This window comes from Exiguobacterium sp. UBA7533, from assembly GCF_002479335.1.
GTDB lineage: Bacteria > Bacillota > Bacilli > Exiguobacteriales > Exiguobacteriaceae > Exiguobacterium_A.
Genome location: NZ_DLMP01000001.1, coordinates 216,605 through 239,819, shown reverse-complemented (window position 1 = coordinate 239,819; position 23,215 = coordinate 216,605). Strand labels below are relative to the sequence as shown.

22 protein-coding genes are annotated in these 23,215 nt (G+C 45.5%); 17 read left to right on the top strand and 5 right to left on the bottom strand.

From position 1 onward, the window contains the following. The first annotated feature begins 369 nt into the window (after window positions 1-369). The 5 genes from pdhA to B2U10_RS01220 all read left to right on the top strand — a co-directional run bounded on the left by pdhA (window position 370) and on the right by B2U10_RS01220 (window position 5,650). Window positions 370-1,452 (top strand): pyruvate dehydrogenase (acetyl-transferring) E1 component subunit alpha, encoded by a 1,083-nt coding sequence (pdhA, locus tag B2U10_RS01240; protein ID WP_035406689.1) that lies wholly within the window; start codon window positions 370-372, stop codon window positions 1,450-1,452. 3 nt (window positions 1,453-1,455) lie between these two features. Beyond that, window positions 1,456-2,433, top strand: a complete 978-nt coding sequence (locus B2U10_RS01235; protein WP_035406692.1) for an alpha-ketoacid dehydrogenase subunit beta — start codon at window positions 1,456-1,458, stop codon at window positions 2,431-2,433. Between the two features lie 101 nt (window positions 2,434-2,534). Then, a complete protein-coding gene (locus B2U10_RS01230; protein WP_035406694.1) occupies window positions 2,535-3,821 on the top strand; it encodes a dihydrolipoamide acetyltransferase family protein in 1,287 nt (428 codons plus the stop codon). A gap of 3 nt (window positions 3,822-3,824) precedes the next feature. Continuing rightward, window positions 3,825-5,237 (top strand): dihydrolipoyl dehydrogenase, encoded by a 1,413-nt coding sequence (lpdA, locus tag B2U10_RS01225; protein ID WP_056062389.1) that lies wholly within the window; start codon window positions 3,825-3,827, stop codon window positions 5,235-5,237. A 107-nt stretch (window positions 5,238-5,344) separates the two neighbouring features. Then, window positions 5,345-5,650, top strand: coding sequence for an SAV0927 family protein (locus tag B2U10_RS01220; protein ID WP_035406699.1), 306 nt, complete (start codon window positions 5,345-5,347; stop codon window positions 5,648-5,650). A 61-nt stretch (window positions 5,651-5,711) separates the two neighbouring features. On the opposite strand, the gene B2U10_RS01215 is transcribed toward B2U10_RS01220, so the two are convergent. Then, the gene (locus tag B2U10_RS01215; protein ID WP_035406702.1) at window positions 5,712-7,199 is read right to left on the bottom strand and encodes an aminotransferase class I/II-fold pyridoxal phosphate-dependent enzyme; all 1,488 of its coding nucleotides are present in this window, start codon (window positions 7,197-7,199) and stop codon (window positions 5,712-5,714) included. 133 nt (window positions 7,200-7,332) lie between these two features. On the opposite strand from B2U10_RS01215, the gene B2U10_RS01210 reads away from it, so the two are divergent. From B2U10_RS01210 to B2U10_RS01200, 3 genes are all read left to right on the top strand, one after another. Beyond that, a complete protein-coding gene (locus tag B2U10_RS01210; protein WP_035406705.1) occupies window positions 7,333-7,605 on the top strand; it encodes a UPF0223 family protein in 273 nt (90 codons plus the stop codon). A gap of 283 nt (window positions 7,606-7,888) precedes the next feature. Then, window positions 7,889-8,077 (top strand): hypothetical protein, encoded by a 189-nt coding sequence (locus tag B2U10_RS01205; protein ID WP_023468845.1) that lies wholly within the window; start codon window positions 7,889-7,891, stop codon window positions 8,075-8,077. A 124-nt stretch (window positions 8,078-8,201) separates the two neighbouring features. After that, window positions 8,202-8,987, top strand: a complete 786-nt coding sequence (locus B2U10_RS01200; protein ID WP_035406708.1) for an inositol monophosphatase family protein — start codon at window positions 8,202-8,204, stop codon at window positions 8,985-8,987. Window positions 8,988-9,027: 40 nt separating this feature from the next. Here B2U10_RS01200 and B2U10_RS01195 read toward each other — a convergent pair whose 3' ends face one another. Then, window positions 9,028-9,198 carry a DUF5325 family protein gene (locus tag B2U10_RS01195; protein WP_290785199.1) on the bottom strand — a complete coding sequence of 57 codons (171 nt, stop codon included), beginning with the start codon at window positions 9,196-9,198 and terminating at the stop codon, window positions 9,028-9,030. 184 nt (window positions 9,199-9,382) lie between these two features. Here B2U10_RS01195 and typA point away from each other — a divergent pair, with 184 nt between their 5' ends. The 3 genes from typA (at window position 9,383) to B2U10_RS01180 (ending at window position 12,827) form a co-directional block, all read left to right on the top strand. After that, window positions 9,383-11,230, top strand: a complete 1,848-nt coding sequence (typA, locus tag B2U10_RS01190; protein ID WP_035406711.1) for a translational GTPase TypA — start codon at window positions 9,383-9,385, stop codon at window positions 11,228-11,230. Window positions 11,231-11,256: 26 nt separating this feature from the next. Continuing rightward, window positions 11,257-11,610 (top strand): YlaH-like family protein, encoded by a 354-nt coding sequence (locus B2U10_RS01185; protein ID WP_058264776.1) that lies wholly within the window; start codon window positions 11,257-11,259, stop codon window positions 11,608-11,610. A gap of 122 nt (window positions 11,611-11,732) precedes the next feature. Continuing rightward, on the top strand, window positions 11,733-12,827 hold the full coding sequence (locus tag B2U10_RS01180) for a PQQ-dependent sugar dehydrogenase (protein ID WP_290785197.1): 1,095 nt from the start codon (window positions 11,733-11,735) through the stop codon (window positions 12,825-12,827). A gap of 43 nt (window positions 12,828-12,870) precedes the next feature. Here B2U10_RS01180 and B2U10_RS01175 read toward each other — a convergent pair whose 3' ends face one another. Next, complete coding sequence (locus B2U10_RS01175; RefSeq protein ID WP_035406716.1) at window positions 12,871-13,074, bottom strand: YlaI family protein; 204 nt, start codon at window positions 13,072-13,074, stop codon at window positions 12,871-12,873. Window positions 13,075-13,191: 117 nt separating this feature from the next. Between B2U10_RS01175 and B2U10_RS01170 the strand changes: the two genes are divergently transcribed. Then, the gene (locus tag B2U10_RS01170) at window positions 13,192-13,644 is read left to right on the top strand and encodes a hypothetical protein (protein ID WP_290751608.1); all 453 of its coding nucleotides are present in this window, start codon (window positions 13,192-13,194) and stop codon (window positions 13,642-13,644) included. A 40-nt stretch (window positions 13,645-13,684) separates the two neighbouring features. Continuing rightward, entirely contained in the window at window positions 13,685-15,001 is a 1,317-nt protein-coding gene (locus B2U10_RS01165; protein WP_035406722.1) for a PhoH family protein, read from the top strand. A 38-nt stretch (window positions 15,002-15,039) separates the two neighbouring features. Here the strand turns inward: B2U10_RS01165 and B2U10_RS01160 are convergent, their stop codons facing one another. Next, the gene (locus tag B2U10_RS01160) at window positions 15,040-15,501 is read right to left on the bottom strand and encodes a hypothetical protein (RefSeq protein ID WP_056062372.1); all 462 of its coding nucleotides are present in this window, start codon (window positions 15,499-15,501) and stop codon (window positions 15,040-15,042) included. Window positions 15,502-15,624: 123 nt separating this feature from the next. Between B2U10_RS01160 and B2U10_RS01155 the strand changes: the two genes are divergently transcribed. The 4 genes from B2U10_RS01155 to B2U10_RS01140 all read left to right on the top strand — a co-directional run bounded on the left by B2U10_RS01155 (window position 15,625) and on the right by B2U10_RS01140 (window position 22,104). Then, window positions 15,625-15,903, top strand: a complete 279-nt coding sequence (locus tag B2U10_RS01155; protein ID WP_023468835.1) for a YlaN family protein — start codon at window positions 15,625-15,627, stop codon at window positions 15,901-15,903. Between the two features lie 71 nt (window positions 15,904-15,974). Beyond that, entirely contained in the window at window positions 15,975-17,246 is a 1,272-nt protein-coding gene (locus B2U10_RS01150) for an FtsW/RodA/SpoVE family cell cycle protein (RefSeq protein WP_035406728.1), read from the top strand. Then, the gene (locus B2U10_RS01145) at window positions 17,239-20,673 is read left to right on the top strand and encodes a pyruvate carboxylase (RefSeq protein ID WP_056062369.1); all 3,435 of its coding nucleotides are present in this window, start codon (window positions 17,239-17,241) and stop codon (window positions 20,671-20,673) included. Before B2U10_RS01150 ends, B2U10_RS01145 begins: the two co-directional genes overlap by 8 nt. Window positions 20,674-20,748: 75 nt before the next feature. Further along, window positions 20,749-22,104 (top strand): cryptochrome/photolyase family protein, encoded by a 1,356-nt coding sequence (locus B2U10_RS01140; protein WP_290785195.1) that lies wholly within the window; start codon window positions 20,749-20,751, stop codon window positions 22,102-22,104. Window positions 22,105-22,152: 48 nt separating this feature from the next. Here B2U10_RS01140 and B2U10_RS01135 read toward each other — a convergent pair whose 3' ends face one another. Further along, window positions 22,153-23,046, bottom strand: coding sequence for a COX15/CtaA family protein (locus B2U10_RS01135; RefSeq protein WP_052018990.1), 894 nt, complete (start codon window positions 23,044-23,046; stop codon window positions 22,153-22,155). Window positions 23,047-23,215: the final 169 nt, after the last annotated feature.

Here is a 23,215-nt window from a genome sequence, read left to right as displayed (position 1 = left end):
CTCCTTTCGTCTACAAAAAGTATAGCATAGGAAAGTGGGGAATGATGACAACTAACACAGTAGGAAAATATCGAATGATACAGAAGATGGAATATTCTAGTTTTGTGATTGAATTCACAATGTGAAACGTGAAAAAAATAAAACATTTCCTTTGATTTTAAGGTGTTACAGATTTATACTTGTAACGTAATGAACAAGACACTATAACGTGTCGATTCATGATAATACAGTTTACTCAACTGAATAGGTACACAGACACATGTTCAAAGGATAGTCACACGGGACTTCGTTTTTTGGACACTATTGTCATGTGGGCAAATCAGTCAGAGGAATATTTCGCTGAACGCAGTGAAAGGATGAGGTGAAAAGATGAACGTAAACATGTTTAAAAACGTGGAAGAAAACTTTGAAACGTTCCGCATTCTTGACGAGAAAGGTGAAGTCGTCAATAAAGACGCTATGCCAGACCTCTCGGATGAAGAGCTTACGGAATTAATGCGCCGTCTCGTATACACACGTATCTGGGACCAACGTGCAATCTCACTTAACCGTCAAGGACGTCTTGGTTTCTACGCTCCAGTAGCTGGACAAGAAGCGTCAATGATCGGTACGCAATTCGCTTTGGATAAAGATGACTGGATTCTTCCTGGATACCGTGATATTCCACAAATGGTCTTCCATGGCTTCCCACTTTACAAAGCATTCTTGTTCTCACGCGGTCACATCACAGGTGGTCAGATTCCTGAAGGTGTTAACGTCTTAATGCCACAAATCATCATCGGTGCGCAGATCGTTCAAGCGGCTGGTGTTGCTCTCGGTCTTAAGAAAAGCGGTAAAGAACAAGTAGCGATCACTTACACAGGTGATGGTGGTTCTTCACAAGGGGACTTCTATGAAGGTATGAACTTCGCTGGAGCTTTCAAAGCACCTGCAATCTTCGTCGTTCAAAACAACCGTTTCGCAATCTCGACACCTGTCGAAAAACAATCTATGGCGAAAACAATCGCTCAAAAAGCTGTTGCTGCTGGTATCAATGGTATCCAAGTCGACGGTATGGACGTTCTTGCTGTATACGCAGCTACGAAACAAGCACGCGTAGAAGCACTTAACGGTGTTCCGACATTGATCGAAACATTGACTTACCGTTATGGACCACACACACTCGCTGGTGATGATCCAACACGTTACCGTACAAAAGACATGGATGATGAGTATCAAGCACAAGATCCACTCGTCCGTTTCCGTGCTTTCATGGAAGCAAAAGGTCTTTGGAACGAAGATAAAGAGAACGAAGTCATCGAGCAAGCTAAAGCTGACGTTAAGGAAGCACTTGCACAAGCTGACAAAGAACCAAAACAAAAAGTTACAGATTTCATCAACGTGATGGCTGAAAAGCTTCCACTAAACCTGCAAGAGCAGCTTGATGAGTATACAGCAAAGGAGTCGAAATAACCCATGGCACAAATGACGATGATCCAAGCGATCACTGACGCAATGCGCGTCGAGATGAAACGCGACGAACAAGTTCTCTTGTTCGGTGAAGACGTCGGTAAAAACGGTGGGGTATTCCGTGCGACAGAAGGTCTTCAAGATGAGCTCGGCGAAGACCGTGTCTTCGATACACCACTTGCGGAATCAGGTATTGGTGGTCTTGCTGTCGGATTCAGTCTGACAGGATTCCGTCCAATCATGGAAATCCAATTCTTCGGATTCGTATTCGAAGTATTCGATTCAGTTGCAGCACAACTCGCGCGTCTCCGTTACCGTTCAGGTGGCACATACAATGCACCTGTAACAATCCGTTCACCATTCGGTGGCGGTGTTAAAACACCGGAACTTCACGCAGATAACCTCGAAGGGCTCATGGCTCAGTCACCAGGACTTAAAGTTGTCATTCCTTCAACACCATACGATGCAAAAGGTCTCTTGATCGCGTCAATCCGTGATAACGACCCAGTCGTATTCCTCGAGCACATGAAACTCTACCGTTCATTCCGCGGTGAAGTGCCAGAGGGCGATTACACGATCGAACTCGGAAAAGCTGATGTAAAACGTGAAGGTACAGATGTAACAATCGTCACTTACGGTGCGATGGTGCACGCTTCACTTAAAGCAGCAGAAGAGCTCGAAAAAGAAAACATCAGCGTCGAAATCATCGACTTGATGACGATCAGCCCGATCGATATCGATACGATTCTTGCTTCTGTCAAGAAAACAAACCGTGTCGTCGTCGTTCAAGAAGCACAAAAACAAGCGGGTATCGCTGCAATGGTTGCAACTGAAATCCAAGAACGTGCAATCCTTGACCTCGAAGCACCGATTCTTCGTGTTGCTGCTCCAGATACGATCTTCCCATTCGCACAAGGTGAAGACGTCTGGATCCCGGATCACAAAGATATCGTCGAGAAAGTCAAGACTGTCTACAATTTCTAAGAGCATTTCGGAAAATAAGGAGAGGGGTACATTCTCTCCTTGCTTCCGTTTTTACAGATAACAATCGACTAGAAGAGTGAACTAAAAGGAGGCATATTCAAATGGGTTTATTTGAATTCAAATTGCCGGATATCGGTGAGGGTATTCATGAAGGTGAAATCGTAAAGTGGTTCGTAAAAGCGGGCGACACTGTCAAAGAAGATGATGTTCTTCTTGAAGTACAAAACGATAAAGCAGTCGTTGAAATTCCATCGCCAGTTGATGGTACTGTTAAAGAAGTAAAAGTTGACGAAGGTGTCGTAGCTGTCGTTGGCGACGTCCTCATCACTTTCGAAGTCGAAGGCGAAGGTTCTGCTCCTTCTGAAGAAGCAGAGCAACCAAAAGCTGAAGAAAATGCGAAAGACGTTCAAGATACCGATCAAAAAGTGGAAGACAAACCAAACGAGGTTCAAATCCATAAATCAGAACGCGTCATCGCGATGCCATCTGTCCGTAAATATGCACGTGAAAAAGGTGTCGACATCCGTGAAGTCCAAGGTTCTGGAGACAACGGTCGTGTCGTTAAAGAAGACATCGATGCATTCGCAAACGGTGGACAAACTTCTGATGCACCAGCAACTGAAGAAAAAGCACCAGCTGCTTCTGCACCAAAAACAGAAGTGAAGCCATACGTTGCTGCTCAACCTGAACTTGAAACACGCGAGAAAATCAAAGGAATCCGTAAAGCGATTTCGAAAGCAATGGTTAATTCGAAACATACAGCTCCACACGTAACACTCATGGACGAAGTGGATGTTACGAACCTCGTTGCACTCCGTAAAAACTTCAAAGAAGTTGCGGCTGCTCAAGGTACGAAATTGACTTACCTTCCGTTCGTCGTAAAAGCATTGACTGCTGCTGCTAAAAAATACCCGGCAATCAACGCATCAATCGACGATGTAAACGAAGAAATCGTCTACAAAAACTACTTCAACATCGGTATTGCTGCTGATACAGACAACGGTCTTGTCGTACCAGTCGTCAAAGATGCAGATCGTAAGTCGATCTTCGCACTTGCTGACAACATCAATGACCTTGCTGGTAAAGCACGTGACGGAAAACTTTCTGGCGACGAGATGAAAGGCGGATCAATCACGATCACTAACATCGGTTCTGCTGGCGGTCAATGGTTCACACCAGTCATCAACCACCCAGAAGTTGCAATCCTCGGTATCGGTCGTATCGCTGAAAAAGCGGTCGTCAAAAACGGCGAAATCGTTGCTGCACCAGTTCTTGCACTTTCATTCAGCTTCGACCACCGTCTCATCGATGGTGCAACTGCACAAAACGCGCTTAACTTAGTTAAACGCCTATTGAACGACCCACAACTTCTCATCATGGAGGGATAAGCAATGGTAGTAGGTGAATTCGCACAAGAAACAGATTTACTCGTAATCGGGGCTGGCCCTGGTGGTTACGTTGCTGCAATCCGCGGCGCGCAACTTGGTATGAAAGTAACAATCGTTGAACGTGAAAACGTCGGCGGTGTCTGCTTAAACGTAGGATGTATCCCATCAAAAGCCTTGATCACTGCAGGACATAACTTCCAGCACGCTAAAGGTTCAAGCGATATGGGGATCACTTCTGAGAATGCAACTGTCGATTTCTCGAAAGTTCAATCTTGGAAACAATCTGTCGTCAACAAATTGACTGGCGGCGTTAGTGGTCTTCTTAAAGGCAACAAAGTCGAGACTGTCGTTGGGGAAGCTTACTTCCAATCAGAAGATACAGTTCGTATCATCAACGAAGATTCTTCGACTCCTTACAAATTCAAGAAATGTATCATCGCGACTGGTTCGACTCCAATCGAACTTCCAGCTTTCAAATGGTCAAAACGCGTTCTTTCTTCAACAGGCGCATTGAACCTTCCTGAAATCCCGAAAAAACTCATCGTCATCGGTGGCGGATACATCGGGATGGAGCTTGGTACAGCGTATGCGAACTTCGATACAGAAGTCGTCATTCTTGAAGGAACAAAAGACATCCTTTCTGGTTTCGAGCCTGCTATGACACAAGTCGTCAAGAAAAAGCTCAAACAAAAAGGTAACATCACGATCCACAACGAAGCACTTGCACAAAGTGTGGAAGAGTCAGAAGATGGTGTTAAAGTAACATTCGAAGTCAACGGTGAAGCACAAACAGTTGAAGCGGACTACGTCCTCGTCACTGTTGGTCGTCGTCCTAACACAAGTGATCTTGGTCTTGAAATGGCAGAAGTCAAAGTCAGCGACCGTGGTCTTGTTGAAATCGACGATCAGTGCCGTACTTCAAACGAAAACATTTACGCAATCGGTGATATCGTTCCAGGACCACCACTTGCGCACAAAGCTTCATTCGAAGCTAAAATCGCTGCTGAAGCAGCTGCAGGACACCCTGCATACCTCGACTACAGCGCGATTCCAGCGGTCGTCTTCACAGACCCAGAACTCGCTACAGTCGGTTACACGGAAGCACAAGCGAAAGAAGAAGGACTCGACTATGTCGCGTCTAAATTCCCTTACGCTGCGAATGGTCGTGCACTTGCACTCAACGAGCCAGACGGCTTCTTGAAAATGATTACTCGTAAATCAGATGGTCTCTTGATCGGCGCGCAAATCGCTGGTACAGGCGCTTCTGATATGATCGCTGAAATGGGACTCGCAATCGAGTCTGGTATGACAGCTGAAGATATCGCACTCACAATCCACGCGCACCCATCACTTGGTGAAATCGCAATGGAAACTGCTGAAGTTGCAATCGGTAGCCCGATCCATATCATTAAATAATTCCGAAACACCTCATGCACGGGGAGCCGACCGTGTATGAGGTGTTTTTTTTGTTTTGTCTTGATTCAAAAAAGGAAAAGAATAAAAAACGGAGAGGGTGGACGCATATGGAATCCGTGACTGCCTTAGAGGAGCTGTATTACGTATCAGAGATGGATAAGGTTCGCTTTGTAGGCTGGACGACCGCATTCGCTCGCTATGATTTCGCTGTCATCTGTACAGGACAATTTTTTGGGAAAGTACTCGTCGTTAGTTTAACCGGTGGTCAGTCAGCGTTATTTGATCAACAGGATGTGTTAAATGGAGAAGTTTTAGCTCGTACTTTTGCAATTGAGCAAGAGGATGTTGCATTAATTGGTGAAGCATTAGCGGCATTCATTCCTTGTTCGCCAAACGATGAATATGCAGAATGAAACGATCCAATTAAAAAAGCAGTAATCCTCATCTAGTAAGGATTACTGCTTTGTTTTGTCTTCACCGAATTGCATTCGATTGCTGAATGACTTTGATCGTCTCGAGCGAATGATCCTCAAGACCTTGAACCGGAAGACCAGCTTCAATGTTTTCTTTAATATAGGCAAGATTGTCTGCCGTGATCATTTCGCCAGGAATAAAGATGGGAATACCAGGAGGATACACCATCATGAATTCAGCTGAAATCCGTCCGACCGCATCGACTAACGGAATTGTCTCTGTTTCTTCATAGAAAGCATCACGTGGGCTGAGAGCGAGCGCTGGAATGTCTGGAAGGACGATTGAGTGATCAGTCGTTTCAGCGCCATTATTCTGATAGCGTGCAACAAGTAAAGACATCGCATGTAGGAATGCATCGATTGTCTCTTCCGAGTCACCAGAAGTGATGATGACAAGGATATTATTTAAATCAGAAAGTTCAACTTCGATCCGATGTTCTTCACGCAAAAACTCTTCGACAAGGTGACCAGAAATACCAAGTCCCTTAACGGAAACGAGCACTTTCGTTGGATCAAAAGCGAACGTCGCACTTGAATGAAGATCGGATTCGCCGAAAACGGCGAGATAAGGAAGCTTCGCTAATCCGAAACGCATCCGTGTCGCGAGTTCGAGTGCCCGACGATTCATCGCTTCACCGTTGATTGCAAGATGGCGCCGTGCGCAGTCAAGAGAAGCAAGCAGTAGATAGGATGTTGAAGTCGTCGTCAACATCGAGAGTACCGCTTGAACCTTATCCGGAGAGACAAGACCCCGGCGAACGTTTAAAACAGAGCTTCCAGTGAGTGATCCACCGAGTTTATGGACACTCGTTGCTGCGAGATCAGCTCCTGCTTGCATTGCAGATAATGGCATATCTTCGTGGAAGGCGATATGGACGCCGTGTGCTTCGTCGACGAGTACCGGAATACCCTTACTATGGGAAAGTTTGACGATGCTCTCCAAGTCGCCAGCAACGCCGAAATAGGTCGGGTTGATGACGAGCACTGCCTTTGTATCAGGATGAAGTGCAAGGGCACGTTCTACCGCGCTTGGTGTGATACCGTGTGCGATACCAAATGTTTCATCGAATTCAGGATGAATGAAAATCGGGTGCGCACCAGAAAGAACGATAGCTGACATCACCGATTTATGAACATTTCGAGGAACGAGAATTTTATCATCAGGTCCGACGACGCTCATGATCATTGCCATGATTGCGGTTGACGTTCCTTGTACGGAAAAGAACGTTTCGTCGGCATGGAAGGCTTGAGCTGCCAATTGATGAGCTTCCTTAATGATTGCCTTTGGATGATGAAGATCATCAAGGGGAGCGATATTGATTAAATCGATATCGAGCGCATTCTGACCGATGAACGATCGAAAGGCTGGATCCATTCCTTGACCATTTTTATGACCGGGAATATGAAATTGAATTGGTTGACGTTTCGCATGCGCGAGTAGCGCATCGAATAAAGGTGTATCGAGCTGTGTTAAGCTTTTTGTTTGCACCAGATTTCCCCCCCTTAAAACCGAATAAAAATACAATCAAACAAGCTAACTATAACAAGTTTTCGGGCGGTTGCAACTGTTTTATGCTTCTTTTCCGTGTAAAATAGAAAAGTGCAGAAAGGAAGTGGGAATGATGGCATTGAATTATCCGCTCAATTCCGATTGGTCGACGGAAGAAATTGTGAAAGTCATCGACTTTTTCAATTTAGTCGAACAAGCGTATGAATCAGGTGTAGAACGACAACGTTTGCTCGAGGCATATCGGGAATTTAAGCAAATCGTCACCTCGAAATCCGAGGAAAAACAGTGGGATCAGTTTTATATGGAAGAGACAGGTTGCTCAAGTTATCGGACGATGCAACAGGCAAAACGCCAAGAAGATCCAATCGTGCGCATGAAAAAATAATGACATCATAAAAGATAAGACTCCTATGCGATCGTATAGGAGTCTTATCTTTTATACGGACTGGAAATGTGCGGAAAATGATCATCATTTGTTTAAAGTGGAAGGGAAGCGGCTATATACTACATACAAGACGTTATCCTTACAAATATGTGAAACTGTATTTTTTAAAATTAGATGCTTTACATCTAAGTTGAATCGTACTATTATTGATTCAATCCACTGATAAGTCGCAATTGTCTGACAAATTAAACTTCTGTTTATCCCGCGAAGGAGTGTGGTTACTGTGAAACAAGTGATAGAAGCATACAAGAGAAAAGATGCAGAAAAACGCATTCCTGTATTGCGTCTCGAAATCGACTATGAGCTTGCTACATTACATGATGCGATGGTGGCAAGTGACGCAGAAGCTGTTGGTGCAAGTAAAGAGCGCCTCGAAAAATATCGTCAAGAGATGGTACGTCTTGAAGCTTGATTTCAACGTCCTTTTCTCTACCTTATAATAAAATATCACTACTTCAACCAGCGAATCGTTCGCTGGTTTTCTTTTTTTGTTACTATAGAAGAAGCTGGAAACGATGATGAAGGAGTGAAGGAAGATGCAAATCGAGTTGGATGCGATAGACTTGATCAAGCGAGCAGGGAAATACATTCGCGAAAAGATTGATGTGTCGTATCACATTGAACAGAAAACCGGAAAAAGTGATTTAGTGACGGAGATTGATCAAGCCGTCGAGGATTTATTGATTAAAGGTATTCTAGATCGCTATCCGGATCATCATATTTATGGTGAAGAGGGGCGCATCGCTCGACCCGATACACTCGAAGGTACGATTTGGTTCGTTGATCCGATCGACGGAACGATGAACTTCATCCGTCAAAAGCGAATGTTCGCCATCTCAATTGCGATCATGATGGAAGGGGAATTACGGTACGGATTTGTTTATGATGTCATGGCTGACGAGCTATTTCATGTCATCAAAGGACAAGGGGCTTATCAAAACGGTATTCGGTTACCTCAACTGACAGAACGGAGCGTTAAGGAAGCGATCATCTGTATGAATGCTACCTGGGTGACGCCGAACCGTCGAATTAACACGGATCGTCTTGCTCCGCTCGTGCGACACGCAGTAGGTGTACGAGCGATTGGTGCAGCTTCCCTTGAACTCGCATGGACGGCTGCCGGACGCGTTGATGGATATATCACGATGCGTAACATGCCTTGGGATTATGCAGCCGGTCAATTATTGATTGAAGAGCTTGGTGGACGTGTCGGGACGATTACCGGAGAGCCGATGTCGTTTCTCGAGCAAACGAGTGTATTAGCAGGGAGCCAGACATTCGTTGAAGATGTATTGACGTTTGTACAAACACAAGAGGATTGAAAAAAGGTCCTTTCGTTTTAAACGAAAGGAACCTTCTCAGTCATGTTTGTTTGCGCAAACGTGCCTTTAAAACGAATCCGGCACCCATCGCAACTATCATCAAGACGATAGAGGCGATCGTCATCGGTACGTTTTGTTCCGCGATGAAAATGCCGATGCCTGCCATGGATCCTACTGCAAGCATGGCAAGTAACAAAAATAGTAGACGCATGTTTTTTCCCCCTCTACCCGTGAGTACGTTAACAGTGTAGCGTGAATGAAGAATAATGAAAAGGCTTTCGAGATGATGTCGAATCTTAGTCATTGCCAATTAGGACTCTACCTGTGCTATACTCTTAAAGTTGACCGAAAGTATGATAAGATTTATTTAAATGAATAGAAAGAGGTACACACCTATGACAACATTAGTACGAAATGATTTACGCAACGTTGCGATCATCGCTCACGTTGACCATGGTAAAACAACATTAGTCGATGAGCTTTTAAAACAGTCTGGTACGTTCCGTACGAACGAACAAGTCGAAGAACGCGCAATGGACTCAAATGACATCGAGCGGGAACGTGGAATCACGATTCTTGCGAAAAACACTGCAATCGACTACAAAAACACACGCATCAACATCGTTGATACGCCAGGACACGCCGATTTCGGTGGAGAAGTTGAGCGAATCATGCGTATGGTGGATGGCGTCATCCTCGTTGTCGATGCACGTGAAGGCTGTATGCCACAAACACGTTTCGTTTTGAAAAAAGCACTCGAGCAAGGACTTCAACCAATTGTCGTCGTCAACAAAATCGACAAACCGATGGTCCGTCCTCTTGAAGTCGTCGACGAAGTCGTGGATCTCTTGATCGACCTCGGAGCTGACGAAGATCAACTCGAATTCCCAGTCGTTTATGCATCGGCAGTCAACGGCTCAAGTTCATTCGAACCTGAATTAGATAAACAAGAAGATACAATCACGAACGTTCTTGATTTAATTCTTGAGCATACACCAGCACCTGTCGATAACACAATGGAGCCACTTCAGTTCCAAGTTACGATGCTTGACTATGATAACTACCTCGGACGGATCGGTGTTGGTCGTGTCTTCCGTGGCGAAATCAAAGTTGGCGATAGCGTTTCACTTTCAAAACTTGACGGTTCAACGAAGAACTTCCGTGTCACGAAGTTGTTCGGTTACTTCGGTCTAAAACGTGTCGAAATCGAAACTGCAAAAGCAGGAGACTTGATTGCGATCGCTGGTATGGAAGACATCAACGTCGGTGAAACAGTTTGCCCAACTTCACACGTTGATCCACTCCCATTATTACGTATCGATGAGCCAACGCTTCAAATGACATTCATCGTCAATAACTCGCCATTCGCTGGTCGTGAAGGGGATCTTGTTACTTCACGTAAAATCGAAGAGCGTCTTGAAAAAGAACTTGAGACGGACGTTTCACTCCGTATCGAAAACACGGATTCACCGGACCGCTGGATCGTTTCTGGTCGTGGGGAGCTTCACCTCGGGATCTTGATCGAGAACATGCGCCGTGAAGGATACGAAATCCAAGTATCTAAACCGCAAGTTATCATCAAAGAAGAAGAAGGTGTCAAAGTCGAGCCATTCGAACGCGTCGTCATCGATACACCAGAAGAGTACACAGGTTCTGTCATGGAATCGATTGGTCTCCGTAAAGGTGAATTAACGAACATGCAAACAATGGACAACGGTCAAACGAAAATGGAATTCATCGTTCCTTCACGTGGTTTGATCGGTTACCGTAACGAATTCCTTTCTGCTACACGCGGATACGGAATCATGAACCACACGTTCGAAGAATACCGTCCGTTCATCCAAGCGGATATCGGTGGACGTCGTAGTGGTGTTATGGTCTCAATCGAAACGGGTAAAGCAACTGCTTACGCGATCTCAGCTCTTGAAGACCGCGGAACGATCTTCATCGAGCCTGGTATTGAAGTATACGAAGGTATGATCATCGGCGAATGTAACCGTGATGTCGATCTCGCTGTCAACGTCGTTAAAGCAAAACAATTAACGAACATGCGTGCATCTGCAAAAGACTCAACGAACGTTCTTAAACGTCCACGTGTCTTCTCACTTGAAGAGTCGTTGACATTCTTGAATGAAGATGAGTACTGTGAAATCACACCACAATCGGTTCGTCTCCGTAAACAAGTCTTGAACAAAAACGAACGTGAAAAGCAAGAAAAACGTCGTCGTCTAGGTAAAGATTGAGTCTTGAACGAATAGGGGGATTGGCAATGAATGCACAAGCTGCCGTTGCTTCTGATTTTCCGAAATACGATATTCCGTTCATCGCGAAACTTCTCGGTGTCGGAAGTGATCCGAATAACATCGAAACGGGATTTTATCCTTTAATGATCACCGTCGTCATCTTGACGCTTGTCGTCTTTAAGTTAGGATTTGCTAAGGAACTAGCATGGTGGAAATCACTGATCGTCTATCTGTTGCTCGCTGTCTTCTCGGCAGCATTGACGCTTGTCTTCTGGACATGGCCGATTCCTGAAGTACTCCTTGCGATGGTCTTCGTACTTGGTATTTATCGCTTCCGGATGTGGATGGTCAAGCGTGAACGTGAACGGACAGCTTCTTGACGGAAGCATGTCATGAATCAAAAGAACGAATCTCTTCGGAGGTTCGTTCTTTTTTTGTGCTAATTCAGATGCATGATTTAAAGCGTAGCGGGAACAGGGATACTAAAAGGGGGGAGAAAACAGTGAAAATAAGGTATGTCATACCCCTGCTGTTAGCGGGTATTCTGATCGGCTGTACACAAACGTCAGAAGAATCGTCAACAAAGGAAACCAATCAGAAGACACAAAAAAACAATCAACAGGATTCAGGTAATCAAGAAGATACGCAATCATCACAAACGCAAGAAGGAGTCGTATTTAAAGAGCTAAACGCCCCATGGAATATCGTTCGCGAAGGAGAGACTTTTTATATTACAGAGCGCGAAGGAACAATCGTCAAAGGAAAACAAGGTGATTATGAGAGGATGCGCTTGCAACTGAAGAAAGATGTAATTGCTGAAGGAGAAAGTGGATTACTCGGTATGGTACTTGACCCTGATTTTAAGAACAATAAGACGGCATACGTCTATCATACGTATGCAAAACAAAATCAAGCGACCAATCGTGTCATTGCAATCAAAGAGGAAGGCCATCAGTGGGTCGAAGAGCGTGTGTTACTCGACGATATTCCGGGAGCGACGATTCACAACGGAGGACGACTTGAGTGGGGTCCAGAAGGTGCACTCTACGTCACAGCAGGAGACGCAGCAAATCCTGAACTGGCGCAAGACATCGATTCACTTGCAGGAAAAATTTTACGCATCACACCTGAAGGAAAACCGTTCAAGGGGAATCAAAAAGGCTATGTCTATAGTCTTGGTCACCGAAATCCACAAGGGCTTGTTTTCGTCGATGACCAACTGTATGCAAGTGAGCACGGACAAAGTGGACACGATGAAATTAATCGAATTGAACAAAAAAATTATGGATGGCCAACGATTGAAGGAACAGAGAAAGCAGAGGGACTCGTGACACCGTGGTACGAAGTGGGAGAGCGATCCGTTGCACCAAGTGGGATTGCAGAAGCGGATGATACGTTGTATTTTGCAACACTTGTAGGTCAACGATTACAAGCGATGGATTTAAAGACGAAACAGGTCAAAACGATTGTCGAAAATCAAGGGCGGATTCGCGATGTGTGGATTGATAAGACGTCAATTTATTATATTACGAACAATACAGATGGTAGAGGGACTCCGTCGACCGAGGATGATCGATTGGTTCGAATCAAACGGTGAACAAAAAAAGGTCTGCCAGGGAAGTTTCCCACAGACCTTTTATTTACCAGTGTTTTCGTTTTGTTTCCCAAGTAGGGTATAAATGAAATTGTCCAGAGGCATGGCGTTCGAGTGTCCGTTCTTCTACGCGAGATCGACACTCATCACATAGATGGACACGAACTGGTTTATTGCGTAATCGCTTCGCCGTGAAGGACCAATCATCAATCGTCTCACGCTTATCGCAAATCGTACATTTCACTCGCATGTCGGGTCCTCCCTTTTTTTCTTAGTATATCATATTAGAAGATTATTCAGATGTAAAAAAGGGAATCGAGAAGTATATCTCGAAATATCATCACTAAGTCATAGAGGAGGTGATGTCATGGCAAATAAAGTAGAGCAACATCTCAGCTCACATCAACTAGATGCGTTATCACAATTACCACTTGTTTTTTTGATCACGCATGATCAATCCAAACATTGGCCGATCACACATGCAATTAGTTGGGTATATGCGAAGGATTCACAAACGGTTCGTTTTGCGATCGAAGCAGATTCTCATCTCGTCAAAACGTTACGAGAACATCCGGTTTTCACCTTGATCTTCTTTGCAGAGCAGTCGACACACAGCTTAACGTGTACGGACGTCAAGGTGTTTACGCCGCAAGAACCACTTCCACTTTCGCTCTCTTTTTATGAGGGGCGCGTCGAAGAGGTACGTGACATCTTATTTTACGGAGCAGCTGTCACACAACGACCGACCATTGAAAAAACATACGATGAACAGGCAGCTGAACGGTTGGATCAACTTGTTCATCGCATCCTAAAAGCGTAACATTCATCACAAACTCGACTCTAAAGGGGCGAACGATGGAATGAAAAAAATATACGTACTTGATACCAATGTCATGTTGCACGATCCACTTTCTCTCTTTCAGTTTCAAGAGCATGATGTCGTCATACCAGCGATCGTACTAGAAGAACTGGATGGAAAAAAACGCAACATGGATGAGGTGGGGCGCAACGCACGAGAAACAGCTCGCATTTTAGACCAATTGCGGGAAACCGGTCAGCTTCATGCGGGAGTTCCGCTTGGTAACGGTGGCATTCTTCGCGTCGATATCGGTGACTCCATTTACGAGGGCTCGCCGTTTATCCATGAATCGAACGATAATAAGATTATCGAGCTCGCATGGTCGATTCATCGTGAACAACAAACTGAAGCGACGCCACGAGATGTCATTCTCGTCTCAAAAGATATCTTAGTCCGCGTTAAAGCGGATGCGTATGGATTAGTCGCTGAGGACTATATGACGGATCATATCGCTGACTTGACTGGTCTTTATACAGGATTCATCGAAGTGACCGTCGATCAGGAATATATCGATGCTTTCTATCAGGATAAACGACTTTCAGTTGATGTATTGCCGGAAAAAGTGCAACCAAATGAATTCATCATTCTAAAAAGTAATATGTCAAAAGCCTCTGCCATTGCTGTCGTTGATCAGAATTTGCCGATCATCCGGGCACTTTCGATCGATGTCGATCAAGTCTGGGGTGTTATTCCCCGAAACGTTCAACAACGGATGGCGTTTGAGTTATTACTTCGAGACGATGTACCGCTCGTTACACTCGTTGGGAAGGCAGGTACCGGAAAGACCTTACTTGCACTCGCTGCGGGGCTCCTGCAAGTAGAAGACGAGCATAAATATAAAAAACTTGTCGTTGCTCGTCCAGTCGTGCCGATGGGAAATGATATTGGCTACTTGCCAGGTGAGATGGAGGAAAAGCTTCGTCCGTGGATGCAACCGATCTACGATAACCTCGAACATCTCTTTAATACGGGATCAGGAGACGAACTTGGTAACATTCTCGCGGGAATGAAGACGATTCAACTGGAAGCGTTGACATATATTCGAGGACGGAGCATGCCGGGGCAATTCATCATCATCGATGAAGCGCAGAATTTGACGAAACACGAAGTCAAGACGATTTTAACACGTGTCGGTGAAAACTCAAAAATCGTGTTAGTGGGTGATCCGCAACAGATCGATCACCCGTATTTAGATGAATATTCGAACGGTTTATCCTACGCCGTAGAACGCCTTAAAAATGAGAAAATGACGGGACACGTCAAACTCGTCAAAGGGGAACGCTCGAATCTGGCGCGCCTCGCAGCCGACTTATTATAAAAAACGTGGTGCGTCTATTCAGGCGCACCACGTTTTCCTTATATGACGGTAACCGTGTGAACAGATTTGACGATCCGTTGTCCGTGCAACAGGTGAACGGGTCCATCTGCTAACACTTTGCCGTCTTGTGAGAACTGCAGGTATACTTCGTCGAGTTGCTCAAGTGGAAGTTCGACCGTTTCTTCACCTTCGAAACGAATAGCGGTCGCTTCCGGTAAGAGTTCAGCATTCCGGATGAACGGTGCGAGCGCCATGGCGAATGACCCTTGAAGCGCGGCTTCTTTTTCAGCGCGTGTCATCGGACGATTATGATCCGTACGACTGCCTTCCATGATGCCTTTATCCCACGCTGCCCCCATTTTCGCGTAGTACGCCTCTTGTTCGCTCGTATCTGCTGGTTGGCCAATCTTCTCGATCGCAACCTTTCGTTCATCAAAGATCCAAACTGTCGGATCAATCGTCAACTGGTGCCGTACTTTACCGTTAATCGGAAAAATCATTTGTTATACCCCCTAAATGTGTAAGTCCAACAAATCCATTATACCGAAACGTTGAATTGTTGGCGAAAGTAAGGTAAAGTTTAGCTATAACAGGAACGCGTCATTTGATGAGGAGGGATTGGATTGTCAACTGAAATCGAGACAGTTCATCGCCAGCGCGCTCTTGAGCTACTAGAAGCGGATGCACAAAAAATCCGCCGGTTGATCGAGGTCCAGCTTGCGAATTTAACGATGCCACAATGTCCTCTTTACGAGGAAGTATTGGATACACAAATGTTCGGATTGTCCCGTCAGATTGATTTTGCGGTACGTCTTGAACTGATTGATGCGGGTGAAGGGAAACAGTTGCTCGAATCACTTGAACAGCAATTATCTGATTTACATGATGCGGAGACGTGCTGATTTTCTACTCAAACGTGAAATGCGGCGTTTGGGTATTTTTTTTTAGAAAACGAAAAAAAGGACGTGTACATATGTTAGCGAAGTTTAAAGAAAAACGAGCATTTTTTGACTACGGTCTCTTCTTTACGATGCTCATCCTCATGGCGATCAGTACAGTCATGGTCTATAGTGCCAGCGTTTGGAACGGTGGCGATTATGCGAATACGTCCTTCTTTGAGAAGCAGTTGATGTTCGATGCGATGGCCATCGTGCTGTTCCTTTTAGTTTCGCAAGTGAATCATGAAGTATTTCGTGGACCAGTCATTCGTTTACTCTTGTACGCGATTACATGGTTGATGCTGATGGCAACACTATTTTCGGCTCCCCTAAACGGAGCTCGCGCCTGGTTGAACTTCGGTATCTTCTTAATTCAACCAATCGAGCTTTGTAAATTCGTGCTCGTCGTCGGGCTTGCCAGTTATTTTGATCAAAAGCACAAAGGAAAGATGGATGGCGTGATTGGGATTGTCCATCACTTCATCCATCGTCAAATTCCAGCGACGTCCCCCGGAAAACGGATTTTACTTAGTTTCTCGGACTGGATCTTGATTCCAATGCTTGTGTTACTTGCACCTTACGCGATCATCATTCGTATGCAACCGGATGACGGCGGATTATTCATTCTGTTACTCATCACGGCGATGATTTTATTTGCAGTAGGATTACCGAGTGGTTACATCATGTTATGTGTCGTTACCGTTCCGATCATCTTCTTGTACGCATGGAACAATTTTTCGGATAATCAGATGCAACGGATTCAAGCGAGTTTGAATCCCTTTCTTGACGCAGAAGGTAAGGGATATCAGCTCATCAACTCCGTCATATCGATTGCCCATGGGGGATTGTTCGGAGTGGGTCTTGGGAATAGTTTTCAAAAGTATGGTTATCTGCCAGAGCCTGAAACCGACTACATCATGTCGATCATCTCGGAAGAACTCGGCTTCATCGGGGTCCTTGTCGTACTCGGTCTATTGTTTTACCTGATGATTCAAGGGGCGATCATCGCTAACCGGTGTGTCTCACTTTATTCGAGCATGCTCGCACTTGGGATTTCCGGTATCATCTTCATCCAGACATGTATCAATATCGCAGCCATGTCTGGTCTGTTTCCAGGTACAGGTGTCACCTTGCCATTCATCAGCTACGGTGGGTCATCGTTACTCGTCATGAGTACGATGCTTGGTGTAATGGCAAACATTTCTATGCAAAACAAATATCGGGTGGCTTATCATAAAGAAGTGCAAACTGCACGTTCGATGAGTGCCACGAGCTCATTAACTAAAGGGGGAGCATCAGTTGACTAAAATCCAGAAGATTCTCGTAGCAAACCGCGGGGAGATCGCGATTCGCGTTTTCCGTGCAGCGACAGAACTCGGTATTCGTACCGTTGCTATTTATTCACGAGAGGACATGGGTTCTCTTCATCGTTATAAAGCCGATGAAGCGTACCGGATCGGAGAAGGAAAAAAACCGATCGAAGCCTACCTCGACATTGAAGATATCATCGCAACAGCGAAAAAAGCCGAATGTGATGCGATCCATCCTGGTTATGGATTCCTCTCTGAGAATATTGAGCTAGCCAAACGTTGCCGCGAAGAAGGAATCATCTTCATCGGGCCGCAAGAAGATCACCTGTATAAGTTCGGAGATAAGGTACGGGCACGGACGACTGCAATTGAAGCGGGTCTTCCTGTCATTCCAGGAACAGATGGTCCGATCTCATCAATTGATGAAGCGTATGCGTTCGCAAAAGAAGCAGGCTATCCACTCATGGTCAAAGCATCGCTTGGTGGTGGTGGACGTGGTATGCGTGTCGTCCGGACAGAAGAAGAGCTTCCAGACATGATTGAACGAGCGAAATCTGAAGCTTTAAAAGCATTCGGTTCGGATGAAATTTACGTTGAAAAATTAATCGAACGACCAAAACATATTGAAGTCCAAATCATAGGGGATGCACATGGAAACATCATTCATTTGTTTGAACGAGACTGTTCCGTACAACGACGTCACCAAAAAGTCGTCGAAGTGGCGCCATGTGTCACGCTTTCAGAAGAAGGGCGTAAAAAGATCTGTGACGCGGCTGTCACGTTGATGAAACATGTCGGATACGAAAATGCGGGTACGGTCGAATTTCTCGTCACACAAGATGAATCGTTCTATTTCATCGAAGTCAACCCACGTGTACAAGTCGAGCATACGATTACAGAGATGATCACAGGCGTTGACATCGTTCAGACTCAAATCCGTGTTGCTGAAGGCGAATCATTACATAGCGACCTTGTCGGCATTCCACAACAAGAAGAGATTAAGATGCTTGGTTTTGCGATCCAGAGCCGAATTACTTCAGAGGACCCAGAGAACGGCTTCTTGCCGGATACAGGTAAGATTAAAGCGTATCGTTCACCAGGCGGCTTTGGTGTACGTCTCGATGGTGGGAATGCCTATGTCGGAGCAGAAATTTCACCGTATTATGACTCGTTGCTCGTTAAAATCTCGACGCACGGTTTGACGTATGACCAAGCGGTCGCGAAAATGCGTCGAAACTTAAGTGAATTCCGGATTCGTGGTATTAAGACGAACATCCCATTCTTGAGCAATGTCTTGAAACACCACGCGTTCGTCAGCGGCGATTACAATACATCGTTTATCGATGATACACAAGAATTATTCATCTTCCCAAAACGTCAAGACCGGGGAACGAAGCTGTTGACGTACATCGGAGAGGTTTCCGTCAATGGATTCCCGGGAATCGGAAAACTGGACAAGCCACTTGCGCGTGACGTCCGAATTCCAAAAAATCTTCCGGCAGACTACACGCCAGGCGCAAAAGCGATCCTTGATGCAGAAGGACCGGAAGCTGTCGCGAAATGGTTGAAAGCACAAGACAACGTTTTGTTAACGGATACGACATTCCGTGACGCTCATCAATCGTTACTTGCGACACGAATGCGGACGAAGGATCTCGTTGCGATCGCAGAGGCGGAAGCGAAACTGCTTCCTGAATTGTTCTCAGTCGAGGCATGGGGAGGGGCAACGTTTGATGTCGCGTATCGATTCTTATCAGAGGATCCATGGGTTCGTCTGATGAAATTGCGTGAAAAGATGCCGAACGTCCTGATTCAGATGTTACTTCGCGGTGCGAACGGCGTTGGTTACAAGAACTATCCAGACAATGTCATCCATACCTTCGTCAAGGAAGCGGCGCAAGCGGGAGTCGATGTCTTCCGGATTTTCGACAGCTTGAACAACCCGGAATCAATTCAACTCGCCATCGATGCGGTCTTGCCAACAGGTAAAATCGCGGAAGCAGCTGTCTGTTACACAGGGGATCTGTTCGATGCGAATCGTCCGAAATATCATCTGCCGTATTACGTCAATCTGGCGAAACAACTGGAAGAGAGCGGTGCTCACATCATTGCCATCAAGGATATGGCGGGTCTCTTGAAACCGGAAGCAGCCTATGCACTTGTATCGGCACTTAAAGATGCAGTATCGTTACCAATCCATCTTCACACCCATGATGCAAGTGGAAACGGGATTTATACGTATGCGCGTGCGATCGATGCCGGGGTCGACGTCGTTGACGTCGCGGCATCAAGTATGTCAGGACTGACGAGTCAGCCAGCGGGTGGTAGCTTGATTCATGCCCTAAGTGGTCATCCACGTCAACCACTCGTCTCAGCACAGAAGTTCGAACAGATTTCGGACTATTGGCAGGACGTGCGTCATTTGTATCAAGCATTCGAACTTGATATGATCGCACCAAATCCAACCGTCTACGATCATGAGATGCCGGGTGGGCAATATTCGAACTTACAGCAACAAGCAAAAGCGGTCGGGCTTGCGGATCGTTGGTCTGAAGTCAAAGAAATGTATGCGCGTGTCAACATGTTGTTTGGCGATATCGTTAAAGTCACACCGTCGTCGAAAGTCGTTGGAGACATGGCGCTCTTCATGGTCCAACATCATCTGACGGAAGAAGACGTACTGCACCGAGCAAGTGGACTTGATTTCCCGGATTCAGTCGTTGAACTGATGAAGGGCGAACTCGGAACTCCGCCGGACGGTTTCCCGCAAGAAGTACAACGTGCCATCTTGAAGGGAGCTGCTCCGTTGACGGAACGTCCTGGTAAGATGATGCAACCACTCAACTTTGATGCAATAAAAAATGAGTTGTTTGAGAAACTTGAACGACCAGTCACTGAATTTGATGCTCTCGCTTACGCGCTCTATCCAAAAGTCTTCATGGACTACAGTTCGTATGTCGCGCGATATGGCGATATCTCGGTTCTTGATACGAATACATTCTTCCACGGTATGCGCCTAGGCGAAACGATCGAGGTCGAAATTGAACGAGGGAAGACACTATATCTCAAGTTGATTCAAATCGGTCAGCCAGACGATCACGGGATGCGGACAATCTATTATGAGATGAATGGTGTTCCTCGTGAAGTCGAAGTCAAGGACATCAGTATTAAGGAAAGTTCATCAAGCCGTCCAAAAGCAGATCGAAGTAACGCAAAACAGATCGGTGCGTCGATGCCGGGTAGTGTGCTGAAGGTACTCGTTGAGACAGGCACTCGTGTCCGTAAAGGAGAACAACTTCTCGTTACGGAAGCGATGAAGATGGAAACGACGATCCAAGCACCAGAAGACGGTGAGATCAAAGCCGTCCATGTTAAAGAAGGCGAAGCTATTGCGAGTCAAGACTTATTGATTGAATTCGTATAAGGTCTCAATGAAAAACAGGCGCACGCTCGGCGGGCTGCCTGTTTTTCATTCAATATGTAATGGGAGAGGATACGGTTGAACATTATTTGTTGGATTCGAAGCGATTTTCGATTACAAGACAACCACATGTTGGCACGTGCGATTGAATTACTGAAGGAAAATCCAAAAGCGACAGTCGAGTTCGTCTTTTGGCTTAATCCAGATTACATTGGAGAATATGAAGCGCGGCAACAATATTTCTTTCAAGCGCTCGAATTGTTTTCAGATGATTGTAAAGAAAAAGAGATGCCGATTCGCTTCATCGAAGGCGATGAACAAGCTTTCTTAGATGCAACCAATGATGCGGACGTTCTGTTATTCAACGCGGAATATGTCGAACCATTCAAGGCGCGGGATGAGGGAATCATCAAAAAACGTAAGGAACGACAAACGGAGCGCTTGTTAGACCGGCATCTGCTCCATCCACATGACATTAAAAAGCAGGATGGAAAGTTCTATAAAGTATTCACGCCGTATAAGAATGCGTTCATGAAAAAAGAAATTCCGACACCCTATGATGTGAAGTGGCAAACGCTACGGGATCATTATCATAAGCGCCAGCACACTAATAGTTTCATTGATGCCTATTTTAAAAAGGCACAGTCTGATGCGGCATTTCATCCGGGTGAGAAGCAAGCGAAACAACGCTTAAAGAAATTCATCGAGCAATCGCTTGAAAACTACGAAGAGAATCGTGATCTTCCAGCGATGGACGGTACGAGTTTACTCTCACGTTATCTACGGACCGGTGAGATCGGGATTCGAACGGTCTATGCAGCTATTCAAGATGCAAAAGAGTCGAAAGGGAAGCAGACATTCATCACCGAACTCATCTGGCGTGAGTTTTATTACATGATTTTAATGCACTTCCCGGAATCGAAACGACAAGCGGTCAACACCCAGTACCGAGAAATCGAGTGGGAAGAAAACGAGGACGGATTCAAGGCTTGGTGTGAAGGGAAAACCGGCTATCCGATCGTCGATGCAGCGATGCGTCAATTGAACCAAACCGGTTGGATGCATAATCGTCTGCGGATGATCGTCGCGTCGTTCCTGACAAAAGATCTATTGATCGATTGGCAAAAAGGGGAACGTTATTTCCAACAGAAACTCGTCGATTATGAAGCGGCTTCGAACATCGGTGGTTGGCAATGGGCGGCATCGGTCGGGACGGATGCCGTACCGTACTTCCGAGTCTTCAATCCGACGACACAATCAAAGAAGTTCGATAAGGACGGAGAGTTCATTCGGCAGTATGTCACGGAAATCAAAGATCTGTCGAAGCAATATATTCATGAACCGACGCAGCAACAACGAGAAGACTCTGGATACCCAGAACCAATCGTTGCACATGATGAAGCGCGAAAGCGTGCAATCGCTCGATTCAAATAATGAAAAAAGGATATTCCTCAGTGGAGGAACATCCTTTTTTTTACGACCTTATTGAAGACGGCTATTTGCTTTACGTGTTCGGAATGCATGATACGTCAAGTAGGATAAGACACCGAAATAACACGTAATCAAGAAGGCGTGCAGTAACGGTACATATGTTGCATGTCCACCGAGAACGATCCAAGCACCTGTAGCAACTTGACACGAGATGAAGAACGTCGCGAATGCCATGCCGATTGTCGTCGTCCGGTGTTTTAAGCGAATGGCTGTAATATGAACGAACAACGTATAGAGGAATAATAGCCCAGCCATGATTCGGTGAATCATTTGGACCCAGGCTTCGAACGTCATCGACGGTTGGGAACAAACGGGCCAACCCACACACGCATATGTAGCGCCAACATGGCGAACGTAAGCACCAGTATAGACGACGATCAGCGTGTAGACGAGCAGACCGTACAAGAGCTTCCGCAAGAATGCTGGGACAGATTCCCTGAATTCCTGACCAGGACGCTCCATGATCAATATCGTTAAAATCAATAAGGCAGCAAAGGAAATCAAGGAGATACCAAAATGTAACGCCATGACGAGATCTGATTGTTGCCAAACGACAGCTCCTGCTCCGACGATGGATTGAATCAACATGAAGATGAAGGCAAGAAATGCAAAAATCTTCGTATCTAATCGATCCTTAAAGGCAACGAGCGTCCAGAGACATAAGGCGATGATTAGGAGTCCAACGACTCCGGTCACAGCGCGGTGACTATATTCAATCATCGTTTCAACACTTGGGTTTGTCGGGATGAGTTCCCCATGACAGAGTGGCCAATCTGTTCCGCAGCCATCTCCCGAGTCCGTTTTTGTGACTGTCCCACCCATCAGCAAGACGATCATCATCGTAAACGTGACGAAGGCTGAAAACATCGAAAGCTTTCGATTCAAGATTTGGACACCACCTTTCTAAAAAATACGAAATACATGGATTTCCATAGGACTAGTATCGCATAAAAAGTCTCGAAACGCTTGCAATCTTTTAGAACAACGCTATTCTAGTATTAGGTAAATATGGTGAACTGTGATGAAAATCACATAGATTTCACATTTTGTTCAT